This is a genomic window from Promicromonospora kroppenstedtii, assembly GCF_044389675.1.
GTDB classification, from domain to species: domain Bacteria; phylum Actinomycetota; class Actinomycetes; order Actinomycetales; family Cellulomonadaceae; genus Promicromonospora; species Promicromonospora kroppenstedtii.
Window position 1 is genome coordinate 45,370 of sequence record NZ_JBIRYI010000016.1, and the last position, 25,132, is coordinate 70,501.

The 25,132-nt window shown below is 72.7% G+C and carries 27 protein-coding genes; 18 read left to right on the top strand and 9 right to left on the bottom strand.

The genetic code is table 11. From position 1 onward, the window contains the following. Nucleotides 1-25 precede the first annotated feature (25 nt). Together ACH47X_RS22340 and ACH47X_RS22345 are read left to right on the top strand one after the other, a co-directional pair. Nucleotides 26-802 carry an ABC transporter ATP-binding protein gene (locus tag ACH47X_RS22340; protein ID WP_397407072.1) on the top strand — a complete coding sequence of 259 codons (777 nt, stop codon included), beginning with the start codon at nucleotides 26-28 and terminating at the stop codon, nucleotides 800-802. Next, entirely contained in the window at nucleotides 799-1,524 is a 726-nt protein-coding gene (locus ACH47X_RS22345; RefSeq protein WP_397407074.1) for an ABC transporter permease, read from the top strand. The genes ACH47X_RS22340 and ACH47X_RS22345 overlap by 4 nt, the downstream gene beginning before the upstream one ends. Nucleotides 1,525-1,575: 51 nt before the next feature. On the opposite strand, the gene ACH47X_RS22350 is transcribed toward ACH47X_RS22345, so the two are convergent. From ACH47X_RS22350 to ACH47X_RS22360, 3 genes are all read right to left on the bottom strand, one after another. Beyond that, on the bottom strand, nucleotides 1,576-2,883 hold the full coding sequence (locus ACH47X_RS22350) for a phytase (RefSeq protein WP_397407075.1): 1,308 nt from the start codon (nucleotides 2,881-2,883) through the stop codon (nucleotides 1,576-1,578). Between the two features lie 155 nt (nucleotides 2,884-3,038). After that, the gene (locus ACH47X_RS22355) at nucleotides 3,039-4,214 is read right to left on the bottom strand and encodes an acetoin utilization protein AcuC (protein WP_397407077.1); all 1,176 of its coding nucleotides are present in this window, start codon (nucleotides 4,212-4,214) and stop codon (nucleotides 3,039-3,041) included. Between the two features lie 170 nt (nucleotides 4,215-4,384). Continuing rightward, nucleotides 4,385-4,990, bottom strand: a complete 606-nt coding sequence (locus tag ACH47X_RS22360; RefSeq protein ID WP_397407079.1) for a hypothetical protein — start codon at nucleotides 4,988-4,990, stop codon at nucleotides 4,385-4,387. Between the two features lie 182 nt (nucleotides 4,991-5,172). Here ACH47X_RS22360 and ACH47X_RS22365 point away from each other — a divergent pair, with 182 nt between their 5' ends. The 3 genes from ACH47X_RS22365 to ACH47X_RS22375 all read left to right on the top strand — a co-directional run bounded on the left by ACH47X_RS22365 (nucleotide 5,173) and on the right by ACH47X_RS22375 (nucleotide 7,717). Then, nucleotides 5,173-6,570 carry a TrkH family potassium uptake protein gene (locus ACH47X_RS22365; RefSeq protein ID WP_397407081.1) on the top strand — a complete coding sequence of 466 codons (1,398 nt, stop codon included), beginning with the start codon at nucleotides 5,173-5,175 and terminating at the stop codon, nucleotides 6,568-6,570. Nucleotides 6,571-6,726: 156 nt separating this feature from the next. After that, the gene (locus ACH47X_RS22370; RefSeq protein WP_020016003.1) at nucleotides 6,727-7,395 is read left to right on the top strand and encodes a potassium channel family protein; all 669 of its coding nucleotides are present in this window, start codon (nucleotides 6,727-6,729) and stop codon (nucleotides 7,393-7,395) included. A gap of 223 nt (nucleotides 7,396-7,618) precedes the next feature. Next, entirely contained in the window at nucleotides 7,619-7,717 is a 99-nt protein-coding gene (locus ACH47X_RS22375) for a 30S ribosomal protein bS22 (RefSeq protein ID WP_003792170.1), read from the top strand. Between the two features lie 148 nt (nucleotides 7,718-7,865). Here the strand turns inward: ACH47X_RS22375 and ACH47X_RS22380 are convergent, their stop codons facing one another. Continuing rightward, nucleotides 7,866-8,660 carry an HAD family hydrolase gene (locus tag ACH47X_RS22380; RefSeq protein ID WP_397407083.1) on the bottom strand — a complete coding sequence of 265 codons (795 nt, stop codon included), beginning with the start codon at nucleotides 8,658-8,660 and terminating at the stop codon, nucleotides 7,866-7,868. A gap of 78 nt (nucleotides 8,661-8,738) precedes the next feature. On the opposite strand from ACH47X_RS22380, the gene ACH47X_RS22385 reads away from it, so the two are divergent. From ACH47X_RS22385 to ACH47X_RS22395, 3 genes are read left to right on the top strand one after another with little or no spacing between them, the layout of a single operon-like run. Continuing rightward, nucleotides 8,739-9,410, top strand: coding sequence for a Pr6Pr family membrane protein (locus ACH47X_RS22385; protein ID WP_397407085.1), 672 nt, complete (start codon nucleotides 8,739-8,741; stop codon nucleotides 9,408-9,410). A gap of 15 nt (nucleotides 9,411-9,425) precedes the next feature. Beyond that, entirely contained in the window at nucleotides 9,426-9,674 is a 249-nt protein-coding gene (locus tag ACH47X_RS22390; RefSeq protein WP_397407087.1) for a glutaredoxin family protein, read from the top strand. Nucleotides 9,675-9,734: 60 nt separating this feature from the next. Next, entirely contained in the window at nucleotides 9,735-10,382 is a 648-nt protein-coding gene (locus tag ACH47X_RS22395; RefSeq protein WP_397407089.1) for a redox-sensing transcriptional repressor Rex, read from the top strand. 128 nt (nucleotides 10,383-10,510) lie between these two features. Here the strand turns inward: ACH47X_RS22395 and ACH47X_RS22400 are convergent, their stop codons facing one another. After that, nucleotides 10,511-11,062, bottom strand: coding sequence for a YceI family protein (locus ACH47X_RS22400; protein WP_397407091.1), 552 nt, complete (start codon nucleotides 11,060-11,062; stop codon nucleotides 10,511-10,513). Nucleotides 11,063-11,267: 205 nt separating this feature from the next. Here ACH47X_RS22400 and ACH47X_RS22405 point away from each other — a divergent pair, with 205 nt between their 5' ends. Next, nucleotides 11,268-11,780 (top strand): MarR family winged helix-turn-helix transcriptional regulator, encoded by a 513-nt coding sequence (locus tag ACH47X_RS22405; RefSeq protein ID WP_397407093.1) that lies wholly within the window; start codon nucleotides 11,268-11,270, stop codon nucleotides 11,778-11,780. Between the two features lie 84 nt (nucleotides 11,781-11,864). Here the strand turns inward: ACH47X_RS22405 and aqpZ are convergent, their stop codons facing one another. Then, nucleotides 11,865-12,614 (bottom strand): aquaporin Z, encoded by a 750-nt coding sequence (gene aqpZ, locus ACH47X_RS22410; RefSeq protein WP_198012512.1) that lies wholly within the window; start codon nucleotides 12,612-12,614, stop codon nucleotides 11,865-11,867. A gap of 147 nt (nucleotides 12,615-12,761) precedes the next feature. Here aqpZ and ACH47X_RS22415 point away from each other — a divergent pair, with 147 nt between their 5' ends. Genes ACH47X_RS22415 through ccsB form a run of 5 tightly spaced genes read left to right on the top strand, consistent with a single transcriptional unit; the run spans nucleotide 12,762 to nucleotide 17,551 of the window. Beyond that, entirely contained in the window at nucleotides 12,762-13,409 is a 648-nt protein-coding gene (locus tag ACH47X_RS22415; RefSeq protein ID WP_036964510.1) for a histidine phosphatase family protein, read from the top strand. Further along, the gene (locus ACH47X_RS22420; RefSeq protein ID WP_036964511.1) at nucleotides 13,409-14,005 is read left to right on the top strand and encodes a TlpA family protein disulfide reductase; all 597 of its coding nucleotides are present in this window, start codon (nucleotides 13,409-13,411) and stop codon (nucleotides 14,003-14,005) included. The genes ACH47X_RS22415 and ACH47X_RS22420 overlap by 1 nt, the downstream gene beginning before the upstream one ends. Beyond that, nucleotides 14,005-14,808, top strand: coding sequence for a cytochrome c biogenesis CcdA family protein (locus tag ACH47X_RS22425; protein ID WP_020016015.1), 804 nt, complete (start codon nucleotides 14,005-14,007; stop codon nucleotides 14,806-14,808). The genes ACH47X_RS22420 and ACH47X_RS22425 overlap by 1 nt, the downstream gene beginning before the upstream one ends. Next, a complete protein-coding gene (resB, locus tag ACH47X_RS22430; RefSeq protein WP_397407096.1) occupies nucleotides 14,808-16,571 on the top strand; it encodes a cytochrome c biogenesis protein ResB in 1,764 nt (587 codons plus the stop codon). Before ACH47X_RS22425 ends, resB begins: the two co-directional genes overlap by 1 nt. Nucleotides 16,572-16,573: 2 nt before the next feature. After that, on the top strand, nucleotides 16,574-17,551 hold the full coding sequence (gene ccsB, locus ACH47X_RS22435; protein ID WP_142032619.1) for a c-type cytochrome biogenesis protein CcsB: 978 nt from the start codon (nucleotides 16,574-16,576) through the stop codon (nucleotides 17,549-17,551). Nucleotides 17,552-17,646: 95 nt separating this feature from the next. Here the strand turns inward: ccsB and ACH47X_RS22440 are convergent, their stop codons facing one another. Then, nucleotides 17,647-18,033 carry a PLDc N-terminal domain-containing protein gene (locus ACH47X_RS22440; RefSeq protein ID WP_377251078.1) on the bottom strand — a complete coding sequence of 129 codons (387 nt, stop codon included), beginning with the start codon at nucleotides 18,031-18,033 and terminating at the stop codon, nucleotides 17,647-17,649. A gap of 120 nt (nucleotides 18,034-18,153) precedes the next feature. Here ACH47X_RS22440 and ACH47X_RS22445 point away from each other — a divergent pair, with 120 nt between their 5' ends. Continuing rightward, the gene (locus ACH47X_RS22445; RefSeq protein ID WP_397407099.1) at nucleotides 18,154-18,435 is read left to right on the top strand and encodes a DUF4229 domain-containing protein; all 282 of its coding nucleotides are present in this window, start codon (nucleotides 18,154-18,156) and stop codon (nucleotides 18,433-18,435) included. 67 nt (nucleotides 18,436-18,502) lie between these two features. Here ACH47X_RS22445 and ACH47X_RS22450 read toward each other — a convergent pair whose 3' ends face one another. Further along, nucleotides 18,503-19,372, bottom strand: a complete 870-nt coding sequence (locus ACH47X_RS22450; protein ID WP_397407101.1) for a 1,4-dihydroxy-2-naphthoate polyprenyltransferase — start codon at nucleotides 19,370-19,372, stop codon at nucleotides 18,503-18,505. An 85-nt stretch (nucleotides 19,373-19,457) separates the two neighbouring features. After that, on the bottom strand, nucleotides 19,458-20,738 hold the full coding sequence (locus tag ACH47X_RS22455) for an AMP-binding protein (RefSeq protein WP_397407103.1): 1,281 nt from the start codon (nucleotides 20,736-20,738) through the stop codon (nucleotides 19,458-19,460). Between the two features lie 109 nt (nucleotides 20,739-20,847). Here ACH47X_RS22455 and ACH47X_RS22460 point away from each other — a divergent pair, with 109 nt between their 5' ends. From ACH47X_RS22460 to ACH47X_RS22470, 3 genes are all read left to right on the top strand, one after another. Then, the gene (locus ACH47X_RS22460; protein ID WP_397407105.1) at nucleotides 20,848-21,924 is read left to right on the top strand and encodes a DUF3048 domain-containing protein; all 1,077 of its coding nucleotides are present in this window, start codon (nucleotides 20,848-20,850) and stop codon (nucleotides 21,922-21,924) included. Between the two features lie 164 nt (nucleotides 21,925-22,088). Beyond that, nucleotides 22,089-23,381 carry a DUF1611 domain-containing protein gene (locus ACH47X_RS22465; RefSeq protein WP_397407106.1) on the top strand — a complete coding sequence of 431 codons (1,293 nt, stop codon included), beginning with the start codon at nucleotides 22,089-22,091 and terminating at the stop codon, nucleotides 23,379-23,381. Continuing rightward, on the top strand, nucleotides 23,368-25,074 hold the full coding sequence (locus tag ACH47X_RS22470; RefSeq protein ID WP_397407108.1) for an ABC transporter ATP-binding protein: 1,707 nt from the start codon (nucleotides 23,368-23,370) through the stop codon (nucleotides 25,072-25,074). Before ACH47X_RS22465 ends, ACH47X_RS22470 begins: the two co-directional genes overlap by 14 nt. The last annotated feature ends 58 nt before the right edge of the window (nucleotides 25,075-25,132 follow it).

Consider the following 25,132-nt stretch of genomic DNA (forward strand, 5'->3'; position numbering starts at 1 on the left):
CCGCGCCGGGAGCATAATTCCTCACATGAGGAAAAACGCGGTCGTCATCCGGGACCTGCGGGTCGTCCGCGGCGACAGGACCGTCATCGACGGGCTCCGGCTGGACGTGCCCGCGGGGTCCGTGGTGGGGCTGCTGGGGCCGTCCGGCTCGGGCAAGACCACGCTCATGCGCGCCGTCGTGGGAGTCCAGGACAAGGTCACGGGCACGGTGGAGGTGCTCGACGACGTCGCGGGGAGCCCCGCCCTGCGCCACCGGGTCGGTTACATGACGCAGGATGCCAGCGTCTACACCGACCTCACCGTGGTGCAGAACCTCAGGTACTTCGCCGCGCTGGCCGGCGTCCCGTCCCCCGGGAAGGCCGTGGCGGACGCCGTCGCCGTCGTCGACCTCGGCGGGCACGAGAAGCAGCGCGTGGGCACTCTTTCCGGTGGCGAGCGGTCCCGCGTCTCCCTGGCCGCCGCCCTGGTGGGCGATCCCGAGCTGCTCGTCCTGGACGAGCCGACGGTCGGCCTCGACCCGGTGCTGCGGCGCGACCTGTGGGCCGTGTTCCGGCGGCTGTCGGCCGAGGGCCGCACGCTCCTGGTCTCCAGCCACGTCATGGACGAGGCCACGCAGTGCGACCGGCTGCTCCTGATGCGCGCGGGCGGCCTGGTCGCGGACACCACGCCCGACGAACTGCTGACCAGCACCGGTGCGCCGGACGCCGAGCGCGCGTTCCTCGCCCTGATCGACGCCGCGGACGCCGGCTCCGCCACCGCCGACGCCGGTCCCGCCGGCACGCACGAGGAGACCGCACGATGACCCTGACCCTCGCCACCGCCGGCCGCGTGCTGTCCCAGCTGCGCGGCGACCACCGCACCGTGGCCCTCATCATGCTGCTGCCGTGCCTGCTCATCGGCCTGATCGCCTGGATGTTCCACGACCAGCCCCAGGTGGTCGACCAGTTCGGCCCGATGCTGGTGGGCCTGTTCCCGCTCATCGTGATGTTCCTGGTCACGAGCGTGGCGACGCTGCGCGAGCGGCAGTCCGGCACGCTGGAGCGCCTCATGACGACGCCGATCCGCAAGGGCGACTTCGTGGCGGGCTACGGTCTGGCCTTCGCGACGCTCGCGCTGGTGCAGGCGTTCGTGGTGGTCGGGTTCGCGCTCCTGGTGGGGATGGACGTGGCGGGTCCGCTCTGGCTCGTCGTCGTGGTGGCGCTGCTGGACGCGATCCTCGGCTGCACCCTCGGCCTGGCCGCGTCGGCGCTCGCGCGCAGCGAGTTTCAGGCGGTCCAGATGATGCCCGCGATCATCTTTCCGCAGCTCATCACCTGCGGCCTCCTCATGCCGCGCGACCAGATGCCCGAGGTCCTGGAGTGGCTGTCCCGGATCTTCCCGCTCACCTATGCCATCGAGGCGATGACGTCGCTCGCCGCGGGAGACGAGTGGGCCGACGTCCGCGGCGCCGTCGGCGTGATCGTGCTGTTCATCGTGGGCGCGGTGGTGCTGGGGATCGCCACGCTCCGCCGCCGGACCGCGTGACGCGTGTCAGACGTACAGGTCACTCGGGTGGCCTGTACGTCTGACACGTCGTCAGTGGAGGTTCAGGGCCTGCGCGACGTCGCCCCAGTGCACGTACGAGAAGCCCGTGGCGTCCCGGTCCGGGTCGACGTCGGGGCCGGTCTCGGGCTCGTCGTGCGTCACCAGGAGCCCGGACCCGTACTCGCCCACGGGCGCGTTGGAGACCGCCAGCCCGTCCGAGCCGTTGACGTCGTCCACGCCGTCGCCCGCCACGCGGAAGGTGCCGAGCGCGCGGTTGCGGCCGGTCAGGGCGTAGACGCCGTAGGTGTCGTCACCCTGGCTGGAGACGATCACGTAGCCCGTGCGGCCCGGGCCGTACCAGATGTCGACGCCCTCGGCGTCAGCGGTCAGGTTCGTCCCGCCGTACGACGGCGCCGCCGGGTCCACCGGGGCGCACTCCTCGGTCTCGGGGTCATAGACGTCGTGCACGCCGAAGTCCCGGACCTTGTCGACGAGGCGTGGCGCGCCCGAGCCGAGCGGGAGCGGCACCCGCCACAGGCCGACGTCCTCCTGCGTCGCGTACAGGGTGCCGGTGCGCCGGTCGACCGCGACCCCCTCGAGCTGCGGCTCGACGCCCGGCTCCTCGCACGGCACCCAGGTGGTGCCGTCGGGCAGGGCGAACTCGCCGGGCATCGACAGGTGCTCGACGTCGGTGTAGCCGACGCCGTCCGGGCCGGTCGTGAGGCGAGCCGTGGCGATGGTGGTGCTGCCCTCCTGGGTCACCACGGCGTACGCCGCGCCACGCCGCGGCTGGTAGACGGCCAGGCCGTAGGCCGTGTGGTCCTCGGCGACGGTCGCCCGGTCCGGGCTGAACAGCAACTCCAGCTCGGGCGCGGTGACCTCGGTGAGCGGCGCCGCGGCGTCCGCCCCCGCGGGGTCGATCGCGAAGAAGCGGATCTGGTCGTTGTACCGGTCCGAGACGACGGCGACGTCCGTCGCCCGGCCGTCGACGCGCAGGCCGTAGGCGATGTCCACGTTGTTGAACCTGCCGGGTACGCCGTCCGCGCGCGGGGCCGGCGTGGCCGCGACCGACTGCAGCTCGGCCGCGGCCACGGAGTAGACGCGCAGCCCGCCTTCCTTGGCCGTCGCGACCACGAGCGAACGGTCCGAGTCGTCCGGGTGCACCCAGATCGCGGGGTCGTCGCCCGAAGCGTTGCCGCCGGCCTCGTCGTCGTACAGCGGGGGAGTCTCCACCGAGGTGGTGACGGTGGCGGTCCGGTGGTCCCCGTGCCCGTGCCCGGCGGCGGCAGACGCCGCGGCGGGTGCGAGGAGCGGCAGGAGCAGCAGGGCGGCCGACAGGCCGGCGAGGCGACGTCGCATGTCCGGAACGATCCCGAACGGGAGTGAACGCAGCGTGTACGGCGGCCGGTGATCGGCGGTACGCCAGGTGATCGGTAGAACGTCAGGTGGTCGGTAGTTCGGAATGCCGACCACCTGACGTTCTACCGATCATCCGGGTCCACGGCCGCGCCGCGTCAGTCCAGCAGGGGGTCCAGGCCCCAGAGGGGGAAGACCGCGCGGCGGGTGGCCTGGGTCGCGCGGTCCACCGGGTCGGCGGGGTCGTAGCCGTCGCGCCAGCTCCGGAACGGCACCTCGGCCGTACCGAGCGTGTGCGCGGCCTCCAGGTCCAGGGCCTCCACCGCCTCGCACCACACGGCGGGCAGCGCGGCCCCGCGCTCCAGGGGCTCGTGCGCGGCCTCGGCGACGAGCGCCGCCCAGGCGAGCGGGACGACGTCGGACACGGCGTACCCGCCGCCGCCCAGGGCGAGCCAGCGGCCGTCGGCGTGCTCGTGCGCCAGGGCGTGCGCCCACTGCTGCGCGGTGGTCTGCGCGTCCACGGAGACGTTGAGGTTCGACAGCGGGTCGCGCCCATGGGCGTCACAGCCGTGCTGGGAGACGATCGCCTGCGGGCGGTGCTCGCGGACCAGCGCGGGGACGACGGCGTCGATGGCGCGCAGCCACGCCGCGCCCGACGTGCGCGCCGGTACGGGGATGTTCACGGCGGTGCCCTCGGCGGGGCCGGGCATGCCGACGTCGGACGAGGCGCCCGTGCCGGGGAACAGGGTGCGGCCGTCCTCGTGGATCGAGACGGTCAGCACGCGCGGGTCGTCCCAGAAGATGGCCTCGACGCCGTCGCCGTGGTGCGCGTCGAAGTCCAGGTAGGCGACGCGCTCCGCGCCGAGGTCCAGCAGGCGCTGGATCGCCGCGGCGGCGTCGTTGTAGACGCAGAAGCCGGACGCCGCGCCCGGCATCGCGTGGTGCATGCCGCCCGCGACGTTGACGCCGTGCGTGATCTCGCCGCGCCACAGGGCGTCGGCGAGCGCGACGGACCCGCCGAGCTGCCGCGCGGCGGCCTCGTGCATGCCTGCGAACAGCGGGTCGTCGTCGGTGCCCAGGCCACGCATCAGGTCGGGCTCCAGCGTGCTACCGGCATGCCGGACGGCGGCCACGTAGTCGGCGTCGTGCACGGTCTCGATGACGGCGTCCGTGGCGGGCTCGGCGCCCACCACCTCGAGCGTGGGCCGGTCGAGCAGGCCGAGTGCCTCGATGAGCCGCATCGTCAGGTCGAGGCGGGCGGGCGCCATGGGGTGCCCTGGGCCGAAGTCGTACTCGAGGAGTCGCGGACTCCAGACCAGCCGGGCGAGGTGCACCCGCCCACGGTAACGGACCGCGCCGGTGAGGGCCGCCGTGGTTCACGACCGGAGCGTGGCATGGCCCGCAAGGGGCTCGCACGGTACGCTTTGAGTGCCACCCCCTGCGGGGGGCCAGGAAGTGAAGCCGGGAACTCCCGCCGGACGACGGGATCCCGGCTTTCGCGTGTTCAGAGGGAGATGTCGATCTCGTCGATCCCGTGCCCGAGGGCGTCTCGGACGTCCAGGGCAAAACCCCGGCGGGCCTGGCCCACCGCACCGGCGACGGCGTCGGCTACCCACAGCATCGGTTCGTCCGTCGGTAGAGCGAAGTCGATGCGTAGCCTGGCGGGCATCGCGTTCTTCGCGTGCAGCGCGGCGAACATCCGCCGGTCGCGCTCGTTCAGGGAGCTGGTCCGGGTCTCGAGCCAGACCTGTGACACCCCCAGGACCCCAAGCTCGAAGACGAGGCGTTCCATGCACTGGCGGCGGGCCCGTTCCTGCTTCCGCGCGTCGATTGGTGCACCGACGACTACGACGTGCACCAGGTCGTGGTTCGCGATCGCGGACGCGATCTTCGCGCGACGCGGGGCCGACTCGTCTCGCCAGTGCAGGCGCTCAGCTCCCTTGAGCAGTAGCTCGCGAAGGTTCTCTCGCACGGGGTCACACGTAGCCGGGCTGGCTACCGCAGCTGCCAGCAGGTAGAGCCCTTCGCGTTCCTGGCCCGGCATCTGCATCGACTCGTCCACCCAGGCGTGCAGCGCGAAAACATCCAACGGGGCGTGCTCCTCTTTCACCGGTGGATCATGTCGTAGAAAGCATGGCCATGCGCGCTCAGATGCCCTTGCTCATACGCAACGGCGATCTAGTGGTCGGGCGGTGAGTCCCGCCGGCGACTTCTGCCTGGCAGCGGCCCTCCGGCGTGGCAGAGTTGGGCCCCGAATCGTTGGGACACCGGAACGAGGAGGGAGCGCGGCTGATGCCGATCTTCCGGCACAGGCTGTTCGGCATCCGGGAGCTGGTGGACGAGCTGGCCTTCCGGGCTCCGGCCCGCCTCGCCGTCACCGTCTTCGCGGGCGTGATCGGGCTGTTCGCGATCCTGCTGCTCATGCCGTTCGCGACCGCCGACGGCGAGGGCGCGAGCTTCGTCGACGCGCTGTTCACCGCGGTGTCCGCCGTCTGCGTCACGGGCCTCGTGGTCCAGGACACGGCGACCTACTGGTCGTTCTACGGGCAGGTCGTCATCCTCGCGGGCATCAAGGTGGGCGGGTTCGGCATCATGACCGTCGCCTCGCTGCTCGGCATGATCGTCTCCCGCAAGATCGGGCTGACGCAGAAGCTGCTCACCGCCTCGGAGACCAAGACGAGCCGGCTGGGCGACGTCGGCTCGCTGGTCCGGGTCATCATCATCACCGCGACGACGCTGGAGCTGTCCATCGCGCTGCTCCTCTTCCCTCGGTTCTTCGTGCTCGAGGACAACGTGGGCACCGCGGCCTGGCACTCCCTGTTCTACGGGATCTCGGCGTTCAACAACGCGGGGTTCGTGCCGACCCCGGACGGCCTCGTGCCGCACGTGGGTGACTGGACGCTGCTGCTGCCGATCGCGCTCGGCGTGTTCATCGGGGCGCTCGGCTTCCCCGTGATCCTCAACCTGCAGCGGTCGCTGCCCCGGCCGGGCCACCGCTGGCACGGCTGGACCAAGCGGCTCTCGCTGCACAGCAAGCTGACGCTCGTGACCAGCTCCGTGCTGCTCGTGGCGGGCGCGCTGCTGCTCCTGGTGCTGGAGTGGACCAACCCTCGGACGTTCGGCCCACTGAGCGTGGGGGACAAGCTGCTCGCCGCACTGTTCGCGGGGATCATGCCGCGCTCTGGCGGGTTCAGCACCGTGGACACCGGCGCCATGCACGAGTCGAGCTGGCTCATCCAGGACGCCCTGATGTTCGTGGGCGGCGGCTCGGCGTCCACGGCCGGCGGCATCAAGGTGACGACGCTCGCCGTCATGCTGTTGGCCATCATCGCGGAGGCGCGGGGTGACCGGGACATCGAGGCGTTCGGCCGGCGTATCCCGCGTGACGTGCTCCGCCTCTCGATAGCGGTCGTGTTCACGGGTGCCAGCATCGTGCTGATCTCGTGCGTCGCGCTGCTGCAGGTCACCGGCCTCCCCCTGTCCAAGGTGCTGTTCGAGGTGCTGTCGGCGTTCGCGACCGTCGGCCTGAGCACCGGTATCACGGCCGACCTGCCCGACGCCGGGAAGTACGTGCTGACCGCCCTCATGTTCGTGGGGCGCACCGGTGCCGTGACCGTCGTGGCGGTGCTGGCGCTGCGCGACCGGCGGCGCATCGTACGCTTCCCGGAGGAACGCCCCATCATCGGGTGAGGCCGGAGTGCAGTGCAGGGTGAGGGCCGAGGAACGAGGCACACGCCCGGAACGGAACACAGGCCGCACGCGACAGACAACATCGGCTGACGACGTGTCAGACGTACAGGTCACTAGGGTGACCTGTACGTCTGACACGTCGAGGAGAGGACTACCGTGCCGGAGAAGAAGCCCGAGCGGGACGCGGGTGTGCTGGTGATCGGCCTGGGCCGGTTCGGGTCGGCGATCGGCGCCACCCTGGACCGGCTGGGCCAGGACGTGCTGGCCGTCGAGCAGGACCCCACGCTGGTGGCCCAGTGGTCGGGGCGGCTGCCCCTGGTCGAGGCCGACGCGTCCAACCCGGACGCGCTGGAGCAGCTCGGTGCCAAGGACTTCGGCGTCGCGGTGGTGGGCGTCGGCTCGTCGCTCGAGGCGTCGGTGCTGATCACGGGCAACCTGGTGGACCTCGGGACGCCGCAGATCTGGGCCAAGGCCATCTCCGCCGAGCACGGCCGCATCCTGACCCGGATCGGCGCGCACCACGTCGTCTTCCCGGAGGCCGACGCCGGCTCGCGCGTGGCCCACCTGGTCAGCGGCAAGCTGCTCGACTACATCGAGGTCGAGGACGGGTTCACCATCGTCAAGATGCGCCCGCCGCGGGAGGCGCAGGGCTTCACGCTCGCGCAGTCGAACATCCGCAAGCGGTACGGCATCACGGTGATCGGGGTGAAGTCGCCGGGCGTGGACTTCGTGTACGCGACGCCGGAGACCCGGGTCTCGGCCAACGACCTGCTCGTCTGCTCGGGCCACGCCGACCTGCTGGAGCGGTTCGCGGCCAGGCCGTGAGGGGTTGCGCCGACGTCGTCCTCCGGGCGGCTCCGGCGCACCTCACACCGCTGTCGATTACGGGGCGCGCGGCAGAGCAGGTAGCCTAGGTAGCGGACTCCTTTTCGTGTTGGTCGGCCATCGTCACTATGGCGTCACTGTCCCGGACCAACCGTGGACCATTTCGCCGCGCGGCCCGTCGTCGGGCCGCCGCCGACCGACCGACCGAACATTGCGAGGACCTATGGGCTCCGTCATCAAGAAGCGCCGCAAGCGCATGGCCAAGAAGAAGCACCGCAAGCTGCTTCGCAAGACGCGCCACCAGCGCCGCAACAAGAAGTGACGCGCGCGCCGTCGGGCGCGTGACGAGAGGCCCGGCCCCCTCAGGGGCTGGGCCTCTTTGTCTTGTCGAGATCGGTCCGTTGCATCGAGACCGGTCCGCCGATGGACCGGTCTCGATGCAAGGGACCGGTCTCGAAACCTGGGAGCGGCTAGTGTCCCCGCAGCCGGCGTCGGGCGGCCCGCAGCACCAGGCCGAGCACCCACGCCGCGCCGGCCCACGACGCCGTCCGGACCCCGCGCCCGGCCGCGCGCTGCGACCGCCCGCGGAACTCGCGGATGGGCCACCCGACCTCCTGGGCGTGCCGGCGCAGCCGCAGGTCCGGGTTGATCGGGCACGGGTGCCCCACGGAACGCATCATCGGCAGGTCGTTGAGCGAGTCGCCGTAGGCGTAGCTCTCGTCGAGGTCGATCTTCTCGGTCTCGGAGAGCTCGACGATGGCCTCGGCCTTGGCCTGGCCGTGCATGAGGTCGCCCACCAGCCGGCCGGTGTAGAAGCCGTCCTTGTGCTCGGCGACGGTGCCGAGCGCCCCCGTCGCGCCCAGCCGGCGAGCGATGAGCCGGGCGATCTCCACCGGCGTGGCGGTGATGAGCCACACCTGGTGGCCTGCCGCGATGTGCTCGTCGAGCAGCCTGCGGGTGCCGGGGTAGATGCGCAGCGAGAGGACGGCGTCCCACACCTCCTCGCCGAGGGTGGCGACCTCCGCGAGGCTGCGGCCGGCGATGAGGGAGAGCGCGCGGTCGCGGACCACGTCGATCTCGTCCTTGTTCTCACCGAACAGCAGGTAGCGGGCCTGGATCAGACCGAACCTGAGCAGGTCCCGCGTACCGAAGAACTTGCGCTGGTACGCCGACTTGGCCAGGTGAAAGGCGCTCGCACCGCGGATGATCGTGTTGTCGACGTCGAAGAACGCCGCGGTGGCGGACGAAGGGTGCGTCGACGGCATGGAGGTCACTCTATCGGCGTGCCACAGGACGCAAGTCCTCGCCGGGCACCCCGGTAGAAGCGCTGGTAGAACCAGGGAGTGACGCAGAACATCGGGGCTCCCGACGGGGCCGGGCTCGCGCGATTCCTCCACCTGCTGGTCGCCGTGCTCGCGCTCGGCGGCTTCGGCATCGAGCTCGTCGTGGCCCTCACCGGAGGCGCCGGCCTTGCCCCCACGCACGCCGAGCGGATCGTCCGGTTGTTCAGCTACTTCACGATCCAGTCGAACCTGCTGATCGGCGGGGTGTCGCTCGCGCTCGCGCTCGACCCGCGACGCGACGGTCCGCTGTTCCGCGTGCTGCGGCTCGACGCCCTGCTGTGCATCACGGTCACCGGGATCGTCTACAACACGGTGCTGCGGGGGCTGGTGGAGCTCACGGGCGCCGGGATGGTGTCGAACGTGATGCTGCACGTGCTGGCGCCGGTGTTCGCCGTCGTCGCCTGGCTGCTGGTGGGGCCGCGGCCGCGCGTGAGCGCGCGGACGGTGTGGTGGTGCGTCGTCTACCCGATCGCGTGGCTGGTCTACACGTTCGTCCGCGGGGCCGTCACGGGCTGGTACCCGTACCCGTTCCTCGACGTGAACGTGCTCGGGTACGCCGGCGCCGTGACCAACTCCGCGGTCGTCGCCGTCGTGTTCCTCGTCCTGGCCTGGGGCGTGCGCTGGGCGGACGAGCGGCTGCCGGACACCGACCGTTCGGCGGCCCGCGTGTGACGTAACCTCGGGGGCGTGACCACCGCTGCCGACACCCGGGTCGTCCTGTACACACGCGAGGCGTGCCACCTGTGCGAGGACGCACGTGCCGTCGTCGCGCAGGTGTGCGACAGTTCGGGGGCCCGGTGGCGCGAGGTGGACATCGACAGCACGCCCGAGCTCCGGGACAGGTACGGGGAGTACGTGCCCGTGCTCGAGGTGGACGGGATACAGCAAGGTTTCTGGCGCGTGGACGGTGCGCGCCTTGCCCGCCTCCTGGCATGATCGTCCAGGCAGTGTGTGCGTACGCCCGCGACACAGTGGTCGCGGGGAGGGGAGCAGCACGTGGTCGAGCTCAGTGACGGGACAGTCCCCGCGGCAACCGTGGGGAGGCTGCCCTACTACCTGCGTGCCCTCCGGGACCTCGCGGCGGAGGGGGTGGGCCTCACGTCCTCGACGGAGCTCGCCGAGCGGTCGGGCGTGAGCTCGGCGCAGCTGCGCAAGGACCTCTCGTACCTGGGCTCGTTCGGCACGCGCGGCGTCGGGTACGACGTCGAGTCGCTCGCCTCGTACATCACCGTCGCCCTGGGGCTCGAGACCGAGCACCGGCTGGCGATCGTCGGCATCGGCAACCTCGGTCACGCCCTGGCGAACTACTCCGGGTACGCGACCCGCGGCTTCCAGGTGGTGGCGCTGCTCGACGCCTCGCCCGAGGTGGTCGGCACGCGCGTGGCCGGCGTGACCGTGGAGCACGTGCGCGAGGTGGCCGACGTCATCGAGCGCGAGCGCGTCTCGATGGTCGTGCTGGCCCTGCCCGGCCACGGTGCCCAGGACGTGGCCGACGCCGTGGTGGGCTCCGGCGTCCGGGAGATCCTGAACTTCGCGCCGGTGGCGCTCCAGGTGCCGGACGACGTGGTGGTCCGCTCGGTCGACGTCGGCGGCGAGCTGCAGATCCTGGCGTTCCACGCGGCCACCCGCGCCGCCGCGGTCTGACCCCGCCCGGAAACGACTGATCCTGGCTCACCAGGCTCGGGGCGACCGTGTCCCGAAGGACGATGGTCGCCACGAGTCTGCTGAACCAGGATCAGGAGCGCCGCCTACCCGGCGACGGCGGGAGTCGCTCAGGCCTTGGCGATCGCGCTGACGTCCAGCGTGATCTTGACCTTGTCGCCCACCAGGAAGCCGCCGGTCTCCAGCGTGGCGTTCCACGTGAGGCCGAAGTCCTTGCGGTTGACCTCGAGGTTGGCCTCGAAGCCGGCGCGGTCGTTGCCGAACGGGTCCTTGGCGGTGCCGGTGAACTCGGTCTCGAGCTCGACGCCCTTGGTGATCCCGTTGATGGTCAGGTCGCCCAGGATGACGTAGTCGTCGCCGTCGGCCTTGATGCTGGTCGAGGAGAAGGTCCAGGTCGGCTTCTCGTCGGCGTGCCAGAAGTCGGCGCTCTTCAGGTGGCCGTCACGACCGGCGTCGCCGGTGCTCACGGAGGCCGCGTCCAGCTCGGCGGTGACGCTCGACGACTCCAGGTCCTCGCCCACCGTGATGGTGCCCGAGGTGACCGCGATGCTGCCGCGCACCTTCGCGATGCCGGCGTGGCGGACGGAGAAGGAGGCAGCGGTGTGGGAGGGGTCGATGTCGTAGGTGCCGGCGGTGAGACCAGCGGGGAGCGGGGTGGCCATCAGGGGGACTCCTTGTGGGTGCGGCGGTTGAGGTAGATAGTTGAGGGATCAACTAGATCTGATGCGTTCCAACATAACGGGTCCCGTAACGTATTCCTAGAGGGCGCTCGGAGCGTCGCAGATCACATCGGGGCCGGGGGACGTCGGCACCGGGGCGCCGGGTCACCCTCCTGGCAGCTCGGCGAGCACGAAGGCGGTGGGCGAAGTGGCAGCGGAGACGATCGAGGAGTCCGACCTCTGGCTGACGGAGGAGCAGCAGGGCTCCTGGCGGCACTATCTCGAGGGCACCGCCCGGTTCGTGGAGGCGCTCGGCGCGGTGCACGACCGGTCCCTCGACCTCACTCTCGGCGAGTACAGCCTGCTGGTGCAGCTCTCGGAGGCGCCGGAGCGCACCATGCGGATGTCGACGCTCGCGGACGGCCTGGTGCTGTCGCGCAGCCGGCTCACGCACACGGTCGCCCGGATGGAGGCACGCGGTCTGGTGGCGCGGCAGGCAGCCGAGGGCGACCGGCGCGGGGTCAACTGCACCATGACCGACGCCGGCTTCACGGCGCTCGAGGCCTCGGCGCCGGGGCACGTCGCCGCGGTGCGCCGGATCATGGTGGACGCTCTGGACCCCGAGGAGTTCGCGGCGCTCGGCAGGATCATGGCCAAGGTCGCGGCGTCCTCCAAGGTCTCGGGCGGCACGGAGCAGGGCCTCACTGCCTTCTGCGACTGACCAGGTCCCGCGGCACGTGTCAGACGCACAGGTCACCCGAGGGATCCGTGCGTCTGACACGCGGGTGGTGGGGATGGGTTGGCCCTACTCCGTCAGGACGCGGCTGAACATCGGCCGGTACGCGAACCCGGCGAGCAGTCCGCCCAGGATCGGGAACACGATGAAGACCCAGAGCTGGCCCCACGCCCAGCCGCCGGCGTAGATCGCGGTCGCGAGAGACCGGGCGGGGTTCACCGAGGTGTTCGTGATCGGGATCGACACCAGGTGGATCAGTGTCAGCGACAGGCCGATCGCCAGCGGTGCGAAGCCGGGGGAGGCGATCCGCGCCGTCGCGCCGAGGATGACGAACAGGAAGACGGCGGTCAGGACGGTCTCGGTGAGGATCGCGGAACCGAGCCCGAACCCGTCCGGTGAGTGCTCGCCGAACCCGTTCGCCGCGAAGCCCGACTCGCGCGCGGCGTCGAAGTAGCCGTCGGGCCCACCCAGTGCGATCAGCGCGAGCACGCTGGACCCGAGCACACCGCCGATGACCTGCGCGACGACATAGCCGCCCACGTCGCTCCACGAGAACCGGCCCGACGCCGCCAGGCCCAGCGTCACGGCCGGGTTGAAGTGCCCGCCGGAGATGGGACCGAGCGCGAACGCGCCGACCACCACGGTGAGGCCGAAGGCCAGGGCGACGCCGAGGAAGCCCACCCCCACGGTGTTGGTCTCGGCGTCGGGAAAGTTGGCGGCGAACACCGCGGTACCGCAACCACCCAGCACGAGCACGAAGGTGCCGAGTGCCTCGGCACCCAGGCGCGCATACATGGCAGGCGATGCTGTCTCACTCATGTGGAGCCCCCTTGCTTGCATCTGACGGTTTCGTGGCGAAACCTTTCCGCCGAATGTAGGTCGGCGACACCGGATCGGCGCGAGATGACGTAATGCACACTCGCCGGAGGTCACGGGCACCCAGGGTCGGATGGGAGACTGTGGGTCATGGTTTCCACGACGGTTCACCTGCTGCGTCACGGCGAGGTGTACAACCCCGACGGCCTGCTGTACGGGCGCCTGCCCGGATACCGGCTGTCCGACCGTGGCCAGGCGATGGCCAAGATCGTCGCCGACCACCTGACCAGCACCGGCCGGGACGTGACCCACGTGGTGGCGTCCCCGCTGCAGCGGGCGCAGGAGACTGCCGCCCCCGTCGCGCAGGGCTTCGGCCTGGAGCTCGCGACCGACGACCGCATCATCGAGGCCGACAACCGGTTCGAGGGCCTGGCCGTGTCCGGACCCGGCGGCGGTGCGCTGAAGAACCCTCGCAACTGGCCGCACATGTGGAACCCGTTCCGCCCGTCGTGGGGTGAGCCCTACACGGAGCAGGTCGAGCGCATGCGCCTGGCCGTGCAGGACGCCCGCCGAGCCGCGGAGGGCCACGAGATCGTGCTGGTCAGCCACCAGCTGCCCATCTGGCTCACCCGCCGGGCCCTGGAGGGCGGCACGCTCTGGCACGACCCGCGCAACCGGCAGTGCAACCTCGCGTCCCTGACGTCCCTGCACTTCGAGGACGACCGGTTCGTCGGCCTGCACTACACGGAGCCCGCCGCGGAGCTCTACGACGGCGCGAGCAAGGTCGCCGGCGCGTGATGCGAGGCAAGACCGTCAAGGCGGTCCAATGGGTAGTGGTCGTCGGCATCGTGCTCGGCCTGGTCGTCTCGCTCGCGGCGTGCAGCCCCGAGGACTCGGGCGCCGGCGACGTCGTCGGACAGGGGTACGTCTCCGGTGACGGCTCCGTCCAGACGTACGACCTCGGCGAGCGCAAGGGTCCCGTCACCATCACGGGCACCGACTTCGAGGGCAACGACGTCGACACCTCCGGCTGGGCGGGCGACGTCGTGGTCGTCAACACCTGGTACGCCTCGTGCGCACCGTGCCGTGCGGAGGCCCCCGAGCTCGTGAGCCTCGCCGGGTCGAAGGACGGCGTGCAGTTCCTCGGCATCAACACCGAGGACGACGCCGGCGCCGCCCAGGCGTTCGAGCGCACCTTCGAGGTGCCGTACCCGAGCATCGAGGACCGCACCGGCAAGGTCATCGCGGGCCTGTCCGGCGTCGTGCCGCTGCAGGCCGTCCCGTCCACCGTGGTGCTCGACCAGGAGGGCGGCGTGGCCGCCCGGGTGATCGGACAGGTCGAGGGGTCCACCCTGGAAGCGCTCATCGACGAGGTCCTGGCGGAGGCCGCCTGATGCTCGCCGGCTCGATCGCGACCGCCGTCGGCGGCGGCTTCGCGAGCACCGCGTTCAGCGGGTCGCTGCTGCTGGCGGTGCCCGTGGCGCTGCTCGCAGGCCTCGTCTCGTTCGCCTCGCCGTGCGTGCTGCCGCTCGTGCCCGGCTACGTCGGGTACGTGAGCAGCATGGCCGCCGCGTCGGCCGGGACCACCCCCGGCATCGTGAGCACCCGCACCAAGCCCGCCCGCGGCCGCGTGGTCGGCGGGGTCGCGCTGTTCGTGCTGGGCTTCACCGTCGTGTTCGTCTCGTTCGGCGCCGCGTTCGGCGGCCTGGGCGCCTACCTGGTGCGCTGGGAGGACGTGATCATCCGTGTGCTCGGCGCCGTGGTGATCCTGCTCGGCCTCGGGTTCCTCGGGGCAGTCCCGTTCCTGCAGCGCGAGGCCCGGTTCCACCTGACGCCGCGCGCGGGCCTGTGGGGCGCGCCGCTGCTCGGCGTCGTCTTCGGGCTGGGCTGGACCCCCTGCATCGGACCGACCCTGGGCGCGGTGCAGGCGCTTGCGATCGACGAGGCGTCCGCGGGTCGCGGCGCACTGCTGGGCGTCGCCTACTGCATCGGTCTGGGCGTGCCGTTCCTGCTCGTGGCCCTCGGGCTGCAGAGCTCGGAGCGCATGCTGGACTTCCTGCGCAAGCACCGCCTGGCGGCGCTGCGCATCGGCGGCGGAATGCTGGTCCTGGTCGGGCTGCTGCTGGTCACCGGGCTGTGGACGCAGCTCACCGGGGCCATGCAGCTCTGGATCGGTGGATTCGAGACGGTGATCTGATGGCCGGCCGTACCCGCAGCAGCGACAGCAGGGAAGGCACGTACGTCCCCGAGGGCATCGCGGACGAGTTCACGCAGGGCGAGCCCGCGGAGGCGCCGTCGCCGGGCGAGAAGCCGCAGCGGCCCAACGCGCCCGCGCTGGGCCTGGTGGGCACGCTGCGCTGGATGTGGCGCCAGCTCACCTCGATGCGCGTGGCGCTCATGCTGCTCATGCTGCTCGCCGTCGCGGCCGTGCCCGGGTCGGTGCTGCCGCAGCGCAACCAGGACGCCGCCGGCGTCATCGAGTACCTCGCCGACCACCCGACCGCGGGGGAGTGGCTCGACAGGGCCGGCTTCTTCGACGTCTACTCGTCGGTCTGGTTCTCCGCGATCTACATCCTGCTGTTCGTCTCGCTCGTCGGCTGCATCCTGCCGCGGTCGGCGGCGCACTACCGCGCCCTGCGCGGCCGCCCGCCGCGCGTCCCGTCCCGGTTCAACCGGTTCCCGGCCAAGGCCACCGCGACCACGGACGCCACGCCCGAGGAGGCGGCGGACGCCGTCGCCGCCCGCCTGCGCGGCAAGCTCTCCTGGCTGCCCCTGTTCCGTGTGGACCGGGGTGAGGAGGCCGCGCGGGGCACGCGTCCCGCGGCAGCCACCGTGAGCGCCGAGCGAGGCTACCTGCGCGAGACCGGCAACCTCGTCTTCCACCTGGCCCTGGTGGGCCTGCTCGTGTCCGTCGCGACCGGTCAGATGCTGCACTACCGCGGCCAGGCCATCGTCACCGAGGGCCGCGGCTTCGCCAACGCGGTGGTGGACTACGACACGTTCGAGAAGGGCTCGTGGTTCCGCCCCGAGTCCCTGGTGCCGTTCTCCATGACGCTCGACGAGTTCGAGTCCGAGTTCGCGAGCGACACCGTCGCCTTCGCCCAGGCCCGCGACTTCACGGCGCACGTGACCGTCGCCGAGCCGTCGGGCGCGGAGCGGAGCGAGCAGATCAAGGTGAACCACCCGATCGTCGTCGACGGCGCCAAGATCTACCTCCAGGGCAACGGCTTCGCGCCCGAGATCACCGTGCACGACGCCGACGGCGCGGTCGCCTTCTCCGGGCGGGTCACCTTCATCCCCGAGGACACGATGTACACGTCCCGCGGCGTCGTGAAGGTGCCGGACGTGTCGTCCGGGCTCGACCAGATCGGGCTCGTGGGCTACTTCCTGCCCACGGCCGAGGTGAACGAGGACGGGTCCGCCCGCTCGGCGTTCCCGCAGCCCGTGGACCCGCTGCTCGTGCTCGAGGTGTACACGGGCGACCTCGGCCTCGACGACGGCTCGCCCCAGAACGTGTACGAGCTGGACACGGCGAACCTCACGGCCGCCGTCGACGACCAGGGGCAGCGCATCAAGGTGCTCGCGCGCCCCGGCGAGACCGTCGAGCTCCCGGACGGGCTCGGCACCCTGACCCTCGGTGAGGAGCTGCCGCGCTACGTCGCCCTCGACCTGCGGCACGACCCCTCGCTCGCGTTCGTGCTGGTCTTCGCGCTCCTCGCGCTCGCGGGGCTCAGCGTCTCGCTCTTCACGCCGCGCCGCCGCGTCTGGGCCCGGGCGTACCCCGGGCCGGACGGCGCTACGGTGGTCGAGGTCGCGGGACTCGCCCGGGGCGACGACGCCGGCCTCCAGGCCGAGGTCGACCGGGCGCTGGCGGCCGTCACCGGGACCGAGCCCGAACCCGGGGCCACTCGTCGAGAACCTCAGCAACCGCGCATCGCGACCAGATCGGAAAAGGACTGAACATGGAGCTGGCAAACCTCAGCGTGCTGCTGGTCTGGGGGGCGGCGACCGCGCTCGCCATCGGATTCATCGCGTTCGCGGTGGACCTGTCGCGCCTGTCCGGCGCCAAGGTGGACGCGCGGGACGCGGCCCGCAGCCGGGCGAAGGTCGCCGTCGGCGCGGGCGTGGAGGACGCGCCCGTCGACGCCCCGGTGGACGACGCCGGCCCGGCCGCGCCGGTCAGCCGCAAGCTCGCCGGGATCGGGATGTCCGTGACCTGGCTGGCGGCGGCGCTGCTGCTGATCGCCATCGTGCTGCGTGGCATCGCGGCCGGCCGCACGCCGTGGGCCAACATGTACGAGTTCGCGCTGGTCGGCACCTTCGTGGCCGTCGCCGTGTTCGTCGGCGTGAACACGCGCCGCGACGTGCGGTTCCTCGGCGCGTTCGTGGCCGGTCTGGGCGTGCTGTTCCTGGTGCTGGCCCAGGAGAAGTTCTTCGTCGCGGCGATGGGCGTGCAGCCCGCGCTGCAGAAGTACTGGCTCGTGCTCCACGTGGGCGTCGCCATCGTGGCGACCGGTATCTTCACGGTCGCGTTCGTGACGTCGGTGCTGCAGCTCCTGCGCGACGCCCGTGACAACGGCTCGGCGATGCTCGGCAGCCGGCGCTGGGGCTGGCTCGACCACACCGCGACGCCGGGCGCTCTGGAGTCGCTCTCGTTCCGCCTGAACTCGGTCGCGTTCGTGCTGTGGACCTTCACGCTCATCGGTGGCGCCATCTGGGCCGAGGACGCCTGGGGCCGTTACTGGGGCTGGGACCCCAAGGAGGTCTGGAGCTTCATCGTGTGGGTGGTCTACGCGGCCTACCTGCACGCGCGCACCACGCGCGGCTGGTCCGGGAGCCGGGCCGCCTGGTTCGTCGTGGCGGGCTACGCGTGCGTGCTGTTCAACTTCACCGGCGTGAACCTGATCTTCAACGGGAAGCACTCGTACTCGGGCCTGTGACGGTCCGCTGACCCGGAGCCGCTGACGCAAGAGGGTCCGCCCTGAGAAACTCTTCTCGGGGCGGACCCTCTTGCGTCAGCGGCGGCGGGAGCCGGTCAGCTGGACTCGGTGTCGTCGTCCTTGGCCTCCTGGCGGCCGCGGGCCTCTCGCTCGCGCTTGCGCTTCTCCTGCTCCAGCAGCCACAGGAACTCCGGGTCGTCGTCCGGGGCCACGGGGCCGGAGGGGCGGCGCGGGCCGGGACGCGGGGGCGGCGTCGGGCGGCTGCCGCCGGAACCGGGGCCCGTGGCGGGGCCGGCGCCGGACCGCCGGCTGACCCGCACCACGATCCACGAGATCGCGCCGAGCAGCGGCAGGAGGACGATGAGGAGTACCCAGAGCCAACGGGGCAGACCTGCGCGTTCGTCCTCGTCCGCGCCCCAGACATCGGTCAGGGCGTAGGCCATGAGTCCGACGATCACCAAGATCAGGAGTACGCGAGGCATACCCCCAGCCTACGGTGGGTTGGCGCGGGCAGGGCAGCCTCTGACGTGACGTTCGCCCCGATGTTGCCCGCGGGGCCGCCGTCGTGCCGTTGTGACGCCCGCCCGGCCTACCATGGGTGGGTGCCCCTCGTGATCTACTCCCTGCTCCGCATCGCGCTCGTCGCCGCGGCACTCGGCGTGCTGTACCTGGTCGGCCTGCGGGGCTGGCTGCTCCCGGTGGTCGCCGTCGTGGTCGCGCTGGCCGTGTCGTACCTGACCCTGGGCAGGCCGCGGGACGCCGCGACGCGGTGGATGGCCGACCGGGCCGAGCGCCGCGCCGCGCAGCGCGCCGCCACCCCGAAGGTCGACGCCGACGCCGCCCACGAGGACGCGCAGGTCGACGAGAAGCTCCGCACGGACTGAACCTCGCGCACGTGTCAGACGCCCAGGCCACTCTGGTGACCTGGGCGTCCGACACGTTCACGGGGTTTCAGAGCGACAGGCCGAACCAGAGCAGCAGGCCGTAGCCCAGCTCGTACAGGCCCGTGCCGGCCAGCACCGGGACGAGCAGCTTGCCGCGCGCCCCGGCGAGGATCGGGATCGACAGCAGCGCCGCCGGGCCGAGCAGCAGCAGGACCACGAGGGACCACGGCGCCCAGAACGCGCACACCGCGCCGAGCAGCACCGGCACCCAGATCATCGCGATGTACACGCGGCGCGCGCGGTAGTCGCCCAGCCGCACGGCCAGCGTGCGCTTGCCGGCGAGCACGTCGGTGGGGATGTCGCGCAGGTTGTTGACCATGAGCAGCGCGCAGGCGATCAGGCCCACGCCCACCGCACCGAGCACCGCGGGCCAGGTGATGGTGTCGGCCTGCGTGTAGGTGGTGCCGAGCACCGCGACGAGGCCGAAGAACACGAACACCGCGATCTCGCCCAGGCCCCGGTACCCGTACGGCGTCCTGCCGCCCGTGTAGTACCAGGCGGCGACCACGCTCACCGCGCCGACGGCGAGCAGCCACCAGTGCCCCGAGACCGCGCACAGCACCAGGCCCAGGACCGCGGCGACGCCGAACGCGACGAAGGCGGCGGTCTTGACCGCACGGGGCGCCGCGGCACCCGAGGCGGTCAGCCGCATGGGGCCCACGCGGTCCAGGTCGGTGCCGCGCACGCCGTCCGAGTAGTCGTTGGCGAAGTTGACGCCCACCTGCAGCGCGAGGGCGACGCCGAGCGCCAGCAGCGCGGGCAGCGCCGCGGAGGAACCGACCTGGGCGGCCGCGCCCGTACCGACCATGACCGGTGCCGCCGCCGCCGGCAGCGTGCGGGGCCGGGCCCCGGAGATCCACTCGGCGGCAGTGGCCATCAGTGCGTCCTTCGTTCGTGGGGTGTGCCTGGGTTCTCGAGACACCAGGACCGGGCCTGCGCGCGGTCCTGGCGGAGGAACGAAGTCATGGTCGCACGGGTTCCCGCCCCGCCCGCACGACGGCGTCGCGTACCGCCCGGCGGTCCACCTTGCCCGGGCCCCGGGTCGGCAGGGCCGCGGCGAGGTAGACCCGCCGGGGCGCGGCGGGTGCCCCGAGCGCGTGCCCGACGGCGGAACGGAGCCCGGCGAGCAGCTCGGGGGTCCCGTCGGTGAGGACCGGGCCGGCGGCCGTGTGCGCGGGGCCGGCGTCCGCGTGGCCCGGCAGAGCGAGGACGGCGACCACGGCCTGGCCCCACTCGTCGTCGGGCACGCCGACGACGCACGCCTCGCCCGGCGTGCCCAGCCCGGCGAGGTGCTCGGCGATCGCGGCCTCGACGGCGGCCGGGGCGACGTTGACGCCGCCGGTGAGGATCACGTCGTCCGCCCGCCCGAGGATCGTCAGGCGGCCCGCGTCGAGGCGGCCCAGGTCGGAGGTGCGGAACCAGCGTGTGCCGTCGGGGTCGGTGCGGAACGCGGCGGCCGTCGCCGCGGCGTCGCCCACGTAGCCCTCCGCGAGCACGGGTCCGGACAGCTCGACGACACCGGTGCGCGGGGCGTCGTCGGGGTCGGGGCGGGGAGCGTCGTCCGCACCGGTGCCGGGGCCGGCCAGCCGCACCCGTACCCCCGCCAGCGGGACGCCGTCGTACACGCAGCCGCCGCTGGTCTCGGACATGCCGTAGGTGGTCACGGCGCGCACGCCCGCGGCCCGCGCGCGGCCCAGGAGCGCGGCGGGCGTCGCGGCGCTGCCGACCAGCACGGCGTCGAACCGCGCGAGCTCCGCCAGGCCGTCGCCGCCGCCGGTCCCGTCGTCCTCGCCGTCCGCCGCCGCGACGAGCCGGTGCAGCTGGGTGGGCACGATCGAGACGTAGGCGCGCTCGCCCTCGTGGCCGGCCAGGAAGTCGCGAGCCAGGGCCGCGAACGCCGCCGGGGTGAACGGGGTCAGGTCACCGACGCGCACCTCGGTGCCCGCCACGACGGTCCGGTTGACCACCTGGACACCGGCCACGTGCGTCGGCGGCAGCACCAGCAGCCACCGGCCGGGCCCGCCGAGGCGCTCGTGGGTCGCCTCGGCCGAGGCCCGGAGGGCGGCAGCGCTCAGCGCGACCTCACGGGGGTTTCCCGTGGAACCGGAGGTCCGGAGCACGAGCGCGGTCCCGGGCGGGGCGACGGCGTCGGACAGGCGGGGCTGCGGGGCGTAGGCGGGGCCGCCGTCGAGGGCGTCCCGGACGGCGCGCACCACGGCGCTCGTCGGGTCGGTCAGCGTCACCTCCTGAGCGTAAGCGCGTCCGACGGGCCGGGCGGCGGGCGGATCTGTAACGTGTGCGCCACACGGACCCCTCGGGGGCTCGGCATCGATCGCTCGCGGAGGAGAACCGATGACGCGTTGGACGACGGCGGTTCGTGCCACAGGTGCGGCCATGGCGACGGCACTCGTGCTGACCGGCTGCGGCGGCGGCACCCGGGCGGAGGCCATGCCCGCCCCCACCACGACGGTCGCGGCCGAGGTCCGGACGGACCGGAGCGCCCCGCCCGACCCCGACGTCCCGCTGGTGTGGCCGCTCACGGGGGTGCGCACCGAGAAGATCGCGGCGCGTCCGGCAGTGTCGGTCAAGATCGAGAACGCGACCGCGGCCCGGCCGCAGCGCGGGCTGAACGAGGCTGACATCGTGTGGGAGGAGGTCGTCGAGGGCGGGATCACCCGGTTCGTCGCGACCTACCACTCGAAGCTCCCGGAGGCCGTGGAGCCGGTGCGCTCCGTGCGGCCGATGGACCCCGCGATCGTCGCGCCGCTCGACGGCATCCTGGTGTTCTCCGGCGGGCAGGGCCCGTTCATCAAGGCCACCAAGCGGGTCGGTACCCAGACGATCATCATGGACGACGGCGACCCCGGCTTCCGGCGCGACCCCGCCCGCGAGGCGCCGCACAACGTGATCGGCACCATGTCCACGTTCCTGGAGCAGGCAGACGGCGAGCGGACCACCCCGCCGCCGGCCCAGTTCGAGTACGCGGCCAAGCCGGGCCAGGGCTCGGCGCCGCAGGCCGGCCGGTACGTGCGGTCGGTCGACGTGCGGCTGTCGTCGCTCCAGCGCACCGTCTGGCTCTGGGACCGGGAGAGCAAGCGCTACCTGCGCAGCGAGGGCACCACGAAGTCTGTCTCCGCCGACGGCCGCCGGCACGGCGCGCGCAACGTGCTGGTGCTGTCCACCGAGGTGGTCAACACCAAGTTCGTGGACCCCGCCGGGGCGCCGGTGCCCGAGCACAAGCTCGCGAAGAGGGACGGCAAGGGCGTGCTCCTCTCCATGGGGCACGCCATCTCGGTGCGCTGGTCCAAGAAGAGCCTGAACGCCCCGATCGTGCTGAAGGTACCCGGTGGCAGGACCGCCGAGCTCGACCCTGGCAACACCTGGGTCGAGCTCGTGCCGCGGGGCAAGGGGAGCTGGGAGCTGGGCTGACCGGCCGACGTCGCCGGCGCGGGTATTCTTCCCGCACGGCGACGGCGTACGGCCGTCGTGGCTGATGAGAGAGCTTTCATCCGGGTCTCATCACGAGTTCATGGCGGGCTTGTCGAATAGCGACGTCGCACCCTCGCGTCCCTCGACAAGAAAGCGTGGCCGTCATGAGCATCCTCGACACGTCATCGGAGCTGCGCGGGCTCGACCCGCATCCCGTCGCCACCCCGCTGCGGGTCGGCGGCGCCGTACCCGCGCTGACGCCGGACCCGGCCACGCGCCGTCTGCTGCGGGCCAAGAAGGCCTACTCCACCCGGTTCGTCGCCGCGGCGATCGAGCGGGACCCCGCCGCGTTCGGGCTGGTCACGGACCTGTCCGGCGCACCGCGCCCCGGTGACGTGGTGCTCGCGCGGGTCGTGACGATCGGCCAGCACCGTCGGCTGGAGTCGCCGGACTCCCGCCGACAGATCCTGTTCGAGGGCGACGAGATCGTCGTGGCGTACGGGTCGCGGTACGCCGCCGACCAGTTCCTCGCCGTGCTCCCGGAGGACCTCGGGCCGTGCCACCTCGCCGCCGCCGGCGGGCTCGCCTCGCGGGTCGTGGACCGGCACGCCGCGATCAAGGACGCCACGGTGATCGAGCCCGTCGGCCTGCTGACGGCCGGGGGAGCGGTGGTGAACCTCGCGACCCACGCGCCGCACCAGGTGCGCGCGGCGGGCAGCGCGGCCGGGAACGCCACGCGTGTCCGGGTGGTCGCCGTCATCGGCACGTCGATGAACTCCGGCAAGTCCACCACGCTGGCCTGCCTCGCCCACGGCCTGGCCGCCGCCGGCCTCACGGTGCACGCGGGCAAGGCGACGGGCACGGGCGCGGGCAACGACGCCCACCACTTCGTCGACGCGGGCGCTGACCACGTGGTCGACTTCACCGACTTCGGCTTCCCGAGCACGTTCGGGCTTCCCTTCGAGGACGTGCGCGACGTCTTCGCCACGATGGCCGACGTGCTCGCCGCCCCGGCCCGGCCGGGGGCGCCCGCGCCCGACGTGGTGCTGATCGAGATCGCCGACGGTGTCTACCAGGGCGAGACCGGCCGCCTGCTCGTCGACGACGCCTTCCGGTCCGTGGTGGACCGCGTGGTGTTCGCCGCGGGGGACGCGCTCGGCGCGAGCGGCGGCGTCGCGGCGCTGCGGGCCCTGGGCTGCGAGCCGTCGGTCGTCTCGGGCGTGCTCACGGCCTCGCCGATCGCCACCGCCGAGGCCCGTCGAGCTCTCGACGTGAGCGTGGTGCCGACCTACGACCTGTGCCTGCCCGCCGTCGCGTGGGCCGCCGCGGGGCTCACCGGCGCGGCGCCCGTCGGGTCGATCCTGCCCGTCGACCAGGTGCAGCCCGGCTCCCTCGGCGAGGTGTCGCTCGGGCCGGTCGGGGACACCCAGGTCGGCGAGGGCCATGCGGTCGCCTGAGCCGGCGAGGTCGGCCGGGACCGGGCGGCCGGCAGAACCGGCCGAGCCGGGCGTCCTGCCGCGGGTCTACGTCGGCGCCCGACGGCGCTGGGTGGTCGGCCTCGCCGCGCTCGGCGTCGGCCAGGGCGCGCTCGGTGCCGTGGGCGCCTGGGCGCTGACCCAGCTGCGCCCGGGCGGCACCTGGCCGATCGTCGTCGCGATCCTGAGCATCGTGGCCACCGCGGTGGCGATCGGCGGGCTGCGCATCGAGGAGCGGGTCGTCGCCGAGCGGCTCGGCCAGGACTACGTGCGCGAGCTGCGGCGCGAGCTCGTGGAGTCCGAGCTCACGCCGGGCAGCAGCACCCACCTGGGCATCACCGTGGCCCGGACCACCAACGACCTCGCGAGCGTGCGCAACTGGGTGTCGCAGGGCGTGGGCCCGCTGGCGGCCGGGATCCCGCTGATCGCCGGGTCGGCCGTGGGGCTCACGGTGCTCGACCCGTACCTCGGGATCGGATTCCTGCTCCCGCTCGGCCTGCTCGCCGCCGTGATGGTGCCGTGGGCGCGCACCGCGTATCTCAAGTCGCGGCGGCTGCGGCGTGCCCGCGGGCGCATGGCCACGCGGATCGCCGACACCGTCGGGGCGTCGGAGGGCATCATCGCGGCGCGCGGGGCGGGCCGGGAGCTCGACCACATCGACTCGGCGTCCGCCGACGTCGTGGACCGCGCCGTCGACCGGTCGGCGACCGTCGGCGCGCTCCGGGCCGGGGGCACGGTCGCCGCACTGCTGGCGACGCTCGCCGTTGCCGCCGTCGGTGTGGTGCGCGGGCTCGACCCCGCGATCACGGTCGCGGCGATGGCCATGGCGGGCCTCGCCTCGACGCCGATCGTCGATCTCGGGCGCATCGTCGAGTACCGGCAGACCTTCCTGGCCGCCCGTGCGGTGCTCGTCCCCGCGCTGGCCGACGCCGCCCGCCGGCGGGTCGAGCACGAGCGCGCGAGCAGCGCGGCGGCGTCGGCCGACCGGCCCGACGGCGCGGACGAGCCCGGCCGGGTGCACGTGGTGGTGCCCGGGCTGGTGCCGGGCGATGCTCCGCTGAGCGCCGGTGCGGGCGCCCGCATCCGCCTGACCGGCGACGACCCGGACGCCCCGCTGCGCCTGATGCGGCGGATCGTCGGGCTCGACCTCGCACCGTCCGGCACGACCGACGAGATCTGGGTGGCCGGGCGCAACCTGCGGGGTGTGGCGCCCGCGGACGGGCGCAAGCTCGTGGGCCTGGCGACCCGCGGCACCGTGTTCGAGCGCGGCACGCTGCGGCGCGCGCTCCGCTACCGCCGTCCAGACCTGGACGACGCCACGGCCGACGAGGCGTTCGCCGATGTGGGCCTCGGCGTGGACCGGTTCGCGGACGGGCCGCGGACCGTGCTGCGGGCCGGCGGGGAGCCGCTGACCGTCGACGAGCGCGCGCGGCTCGCCCTGGCCCGCGCGATCTACGGCGAGCCGCCGCTGCTCCTGGTCGCGGACCTCGACCGTGACCTGGACGAGGAGGGCCGCGGCCGGCTCGCGGGAGTCCTCGCGGCGTACCCGGGTGTGGTGCTGTTCGCGGGGCCCGACGAGCTCGCGGAGGCGCTGGGCGCCCGGGAGTTCCGGCTGACCGCGGAGCCGGTCCCGGTCACCCCTGACGGCCGGGCGGCCGACGACGACGGCGAGTAGCGAGCGAGGGCTACCGGTGCGGGTGGTCCGGCGGACAACCCGACCCGCGGGGGTGCGC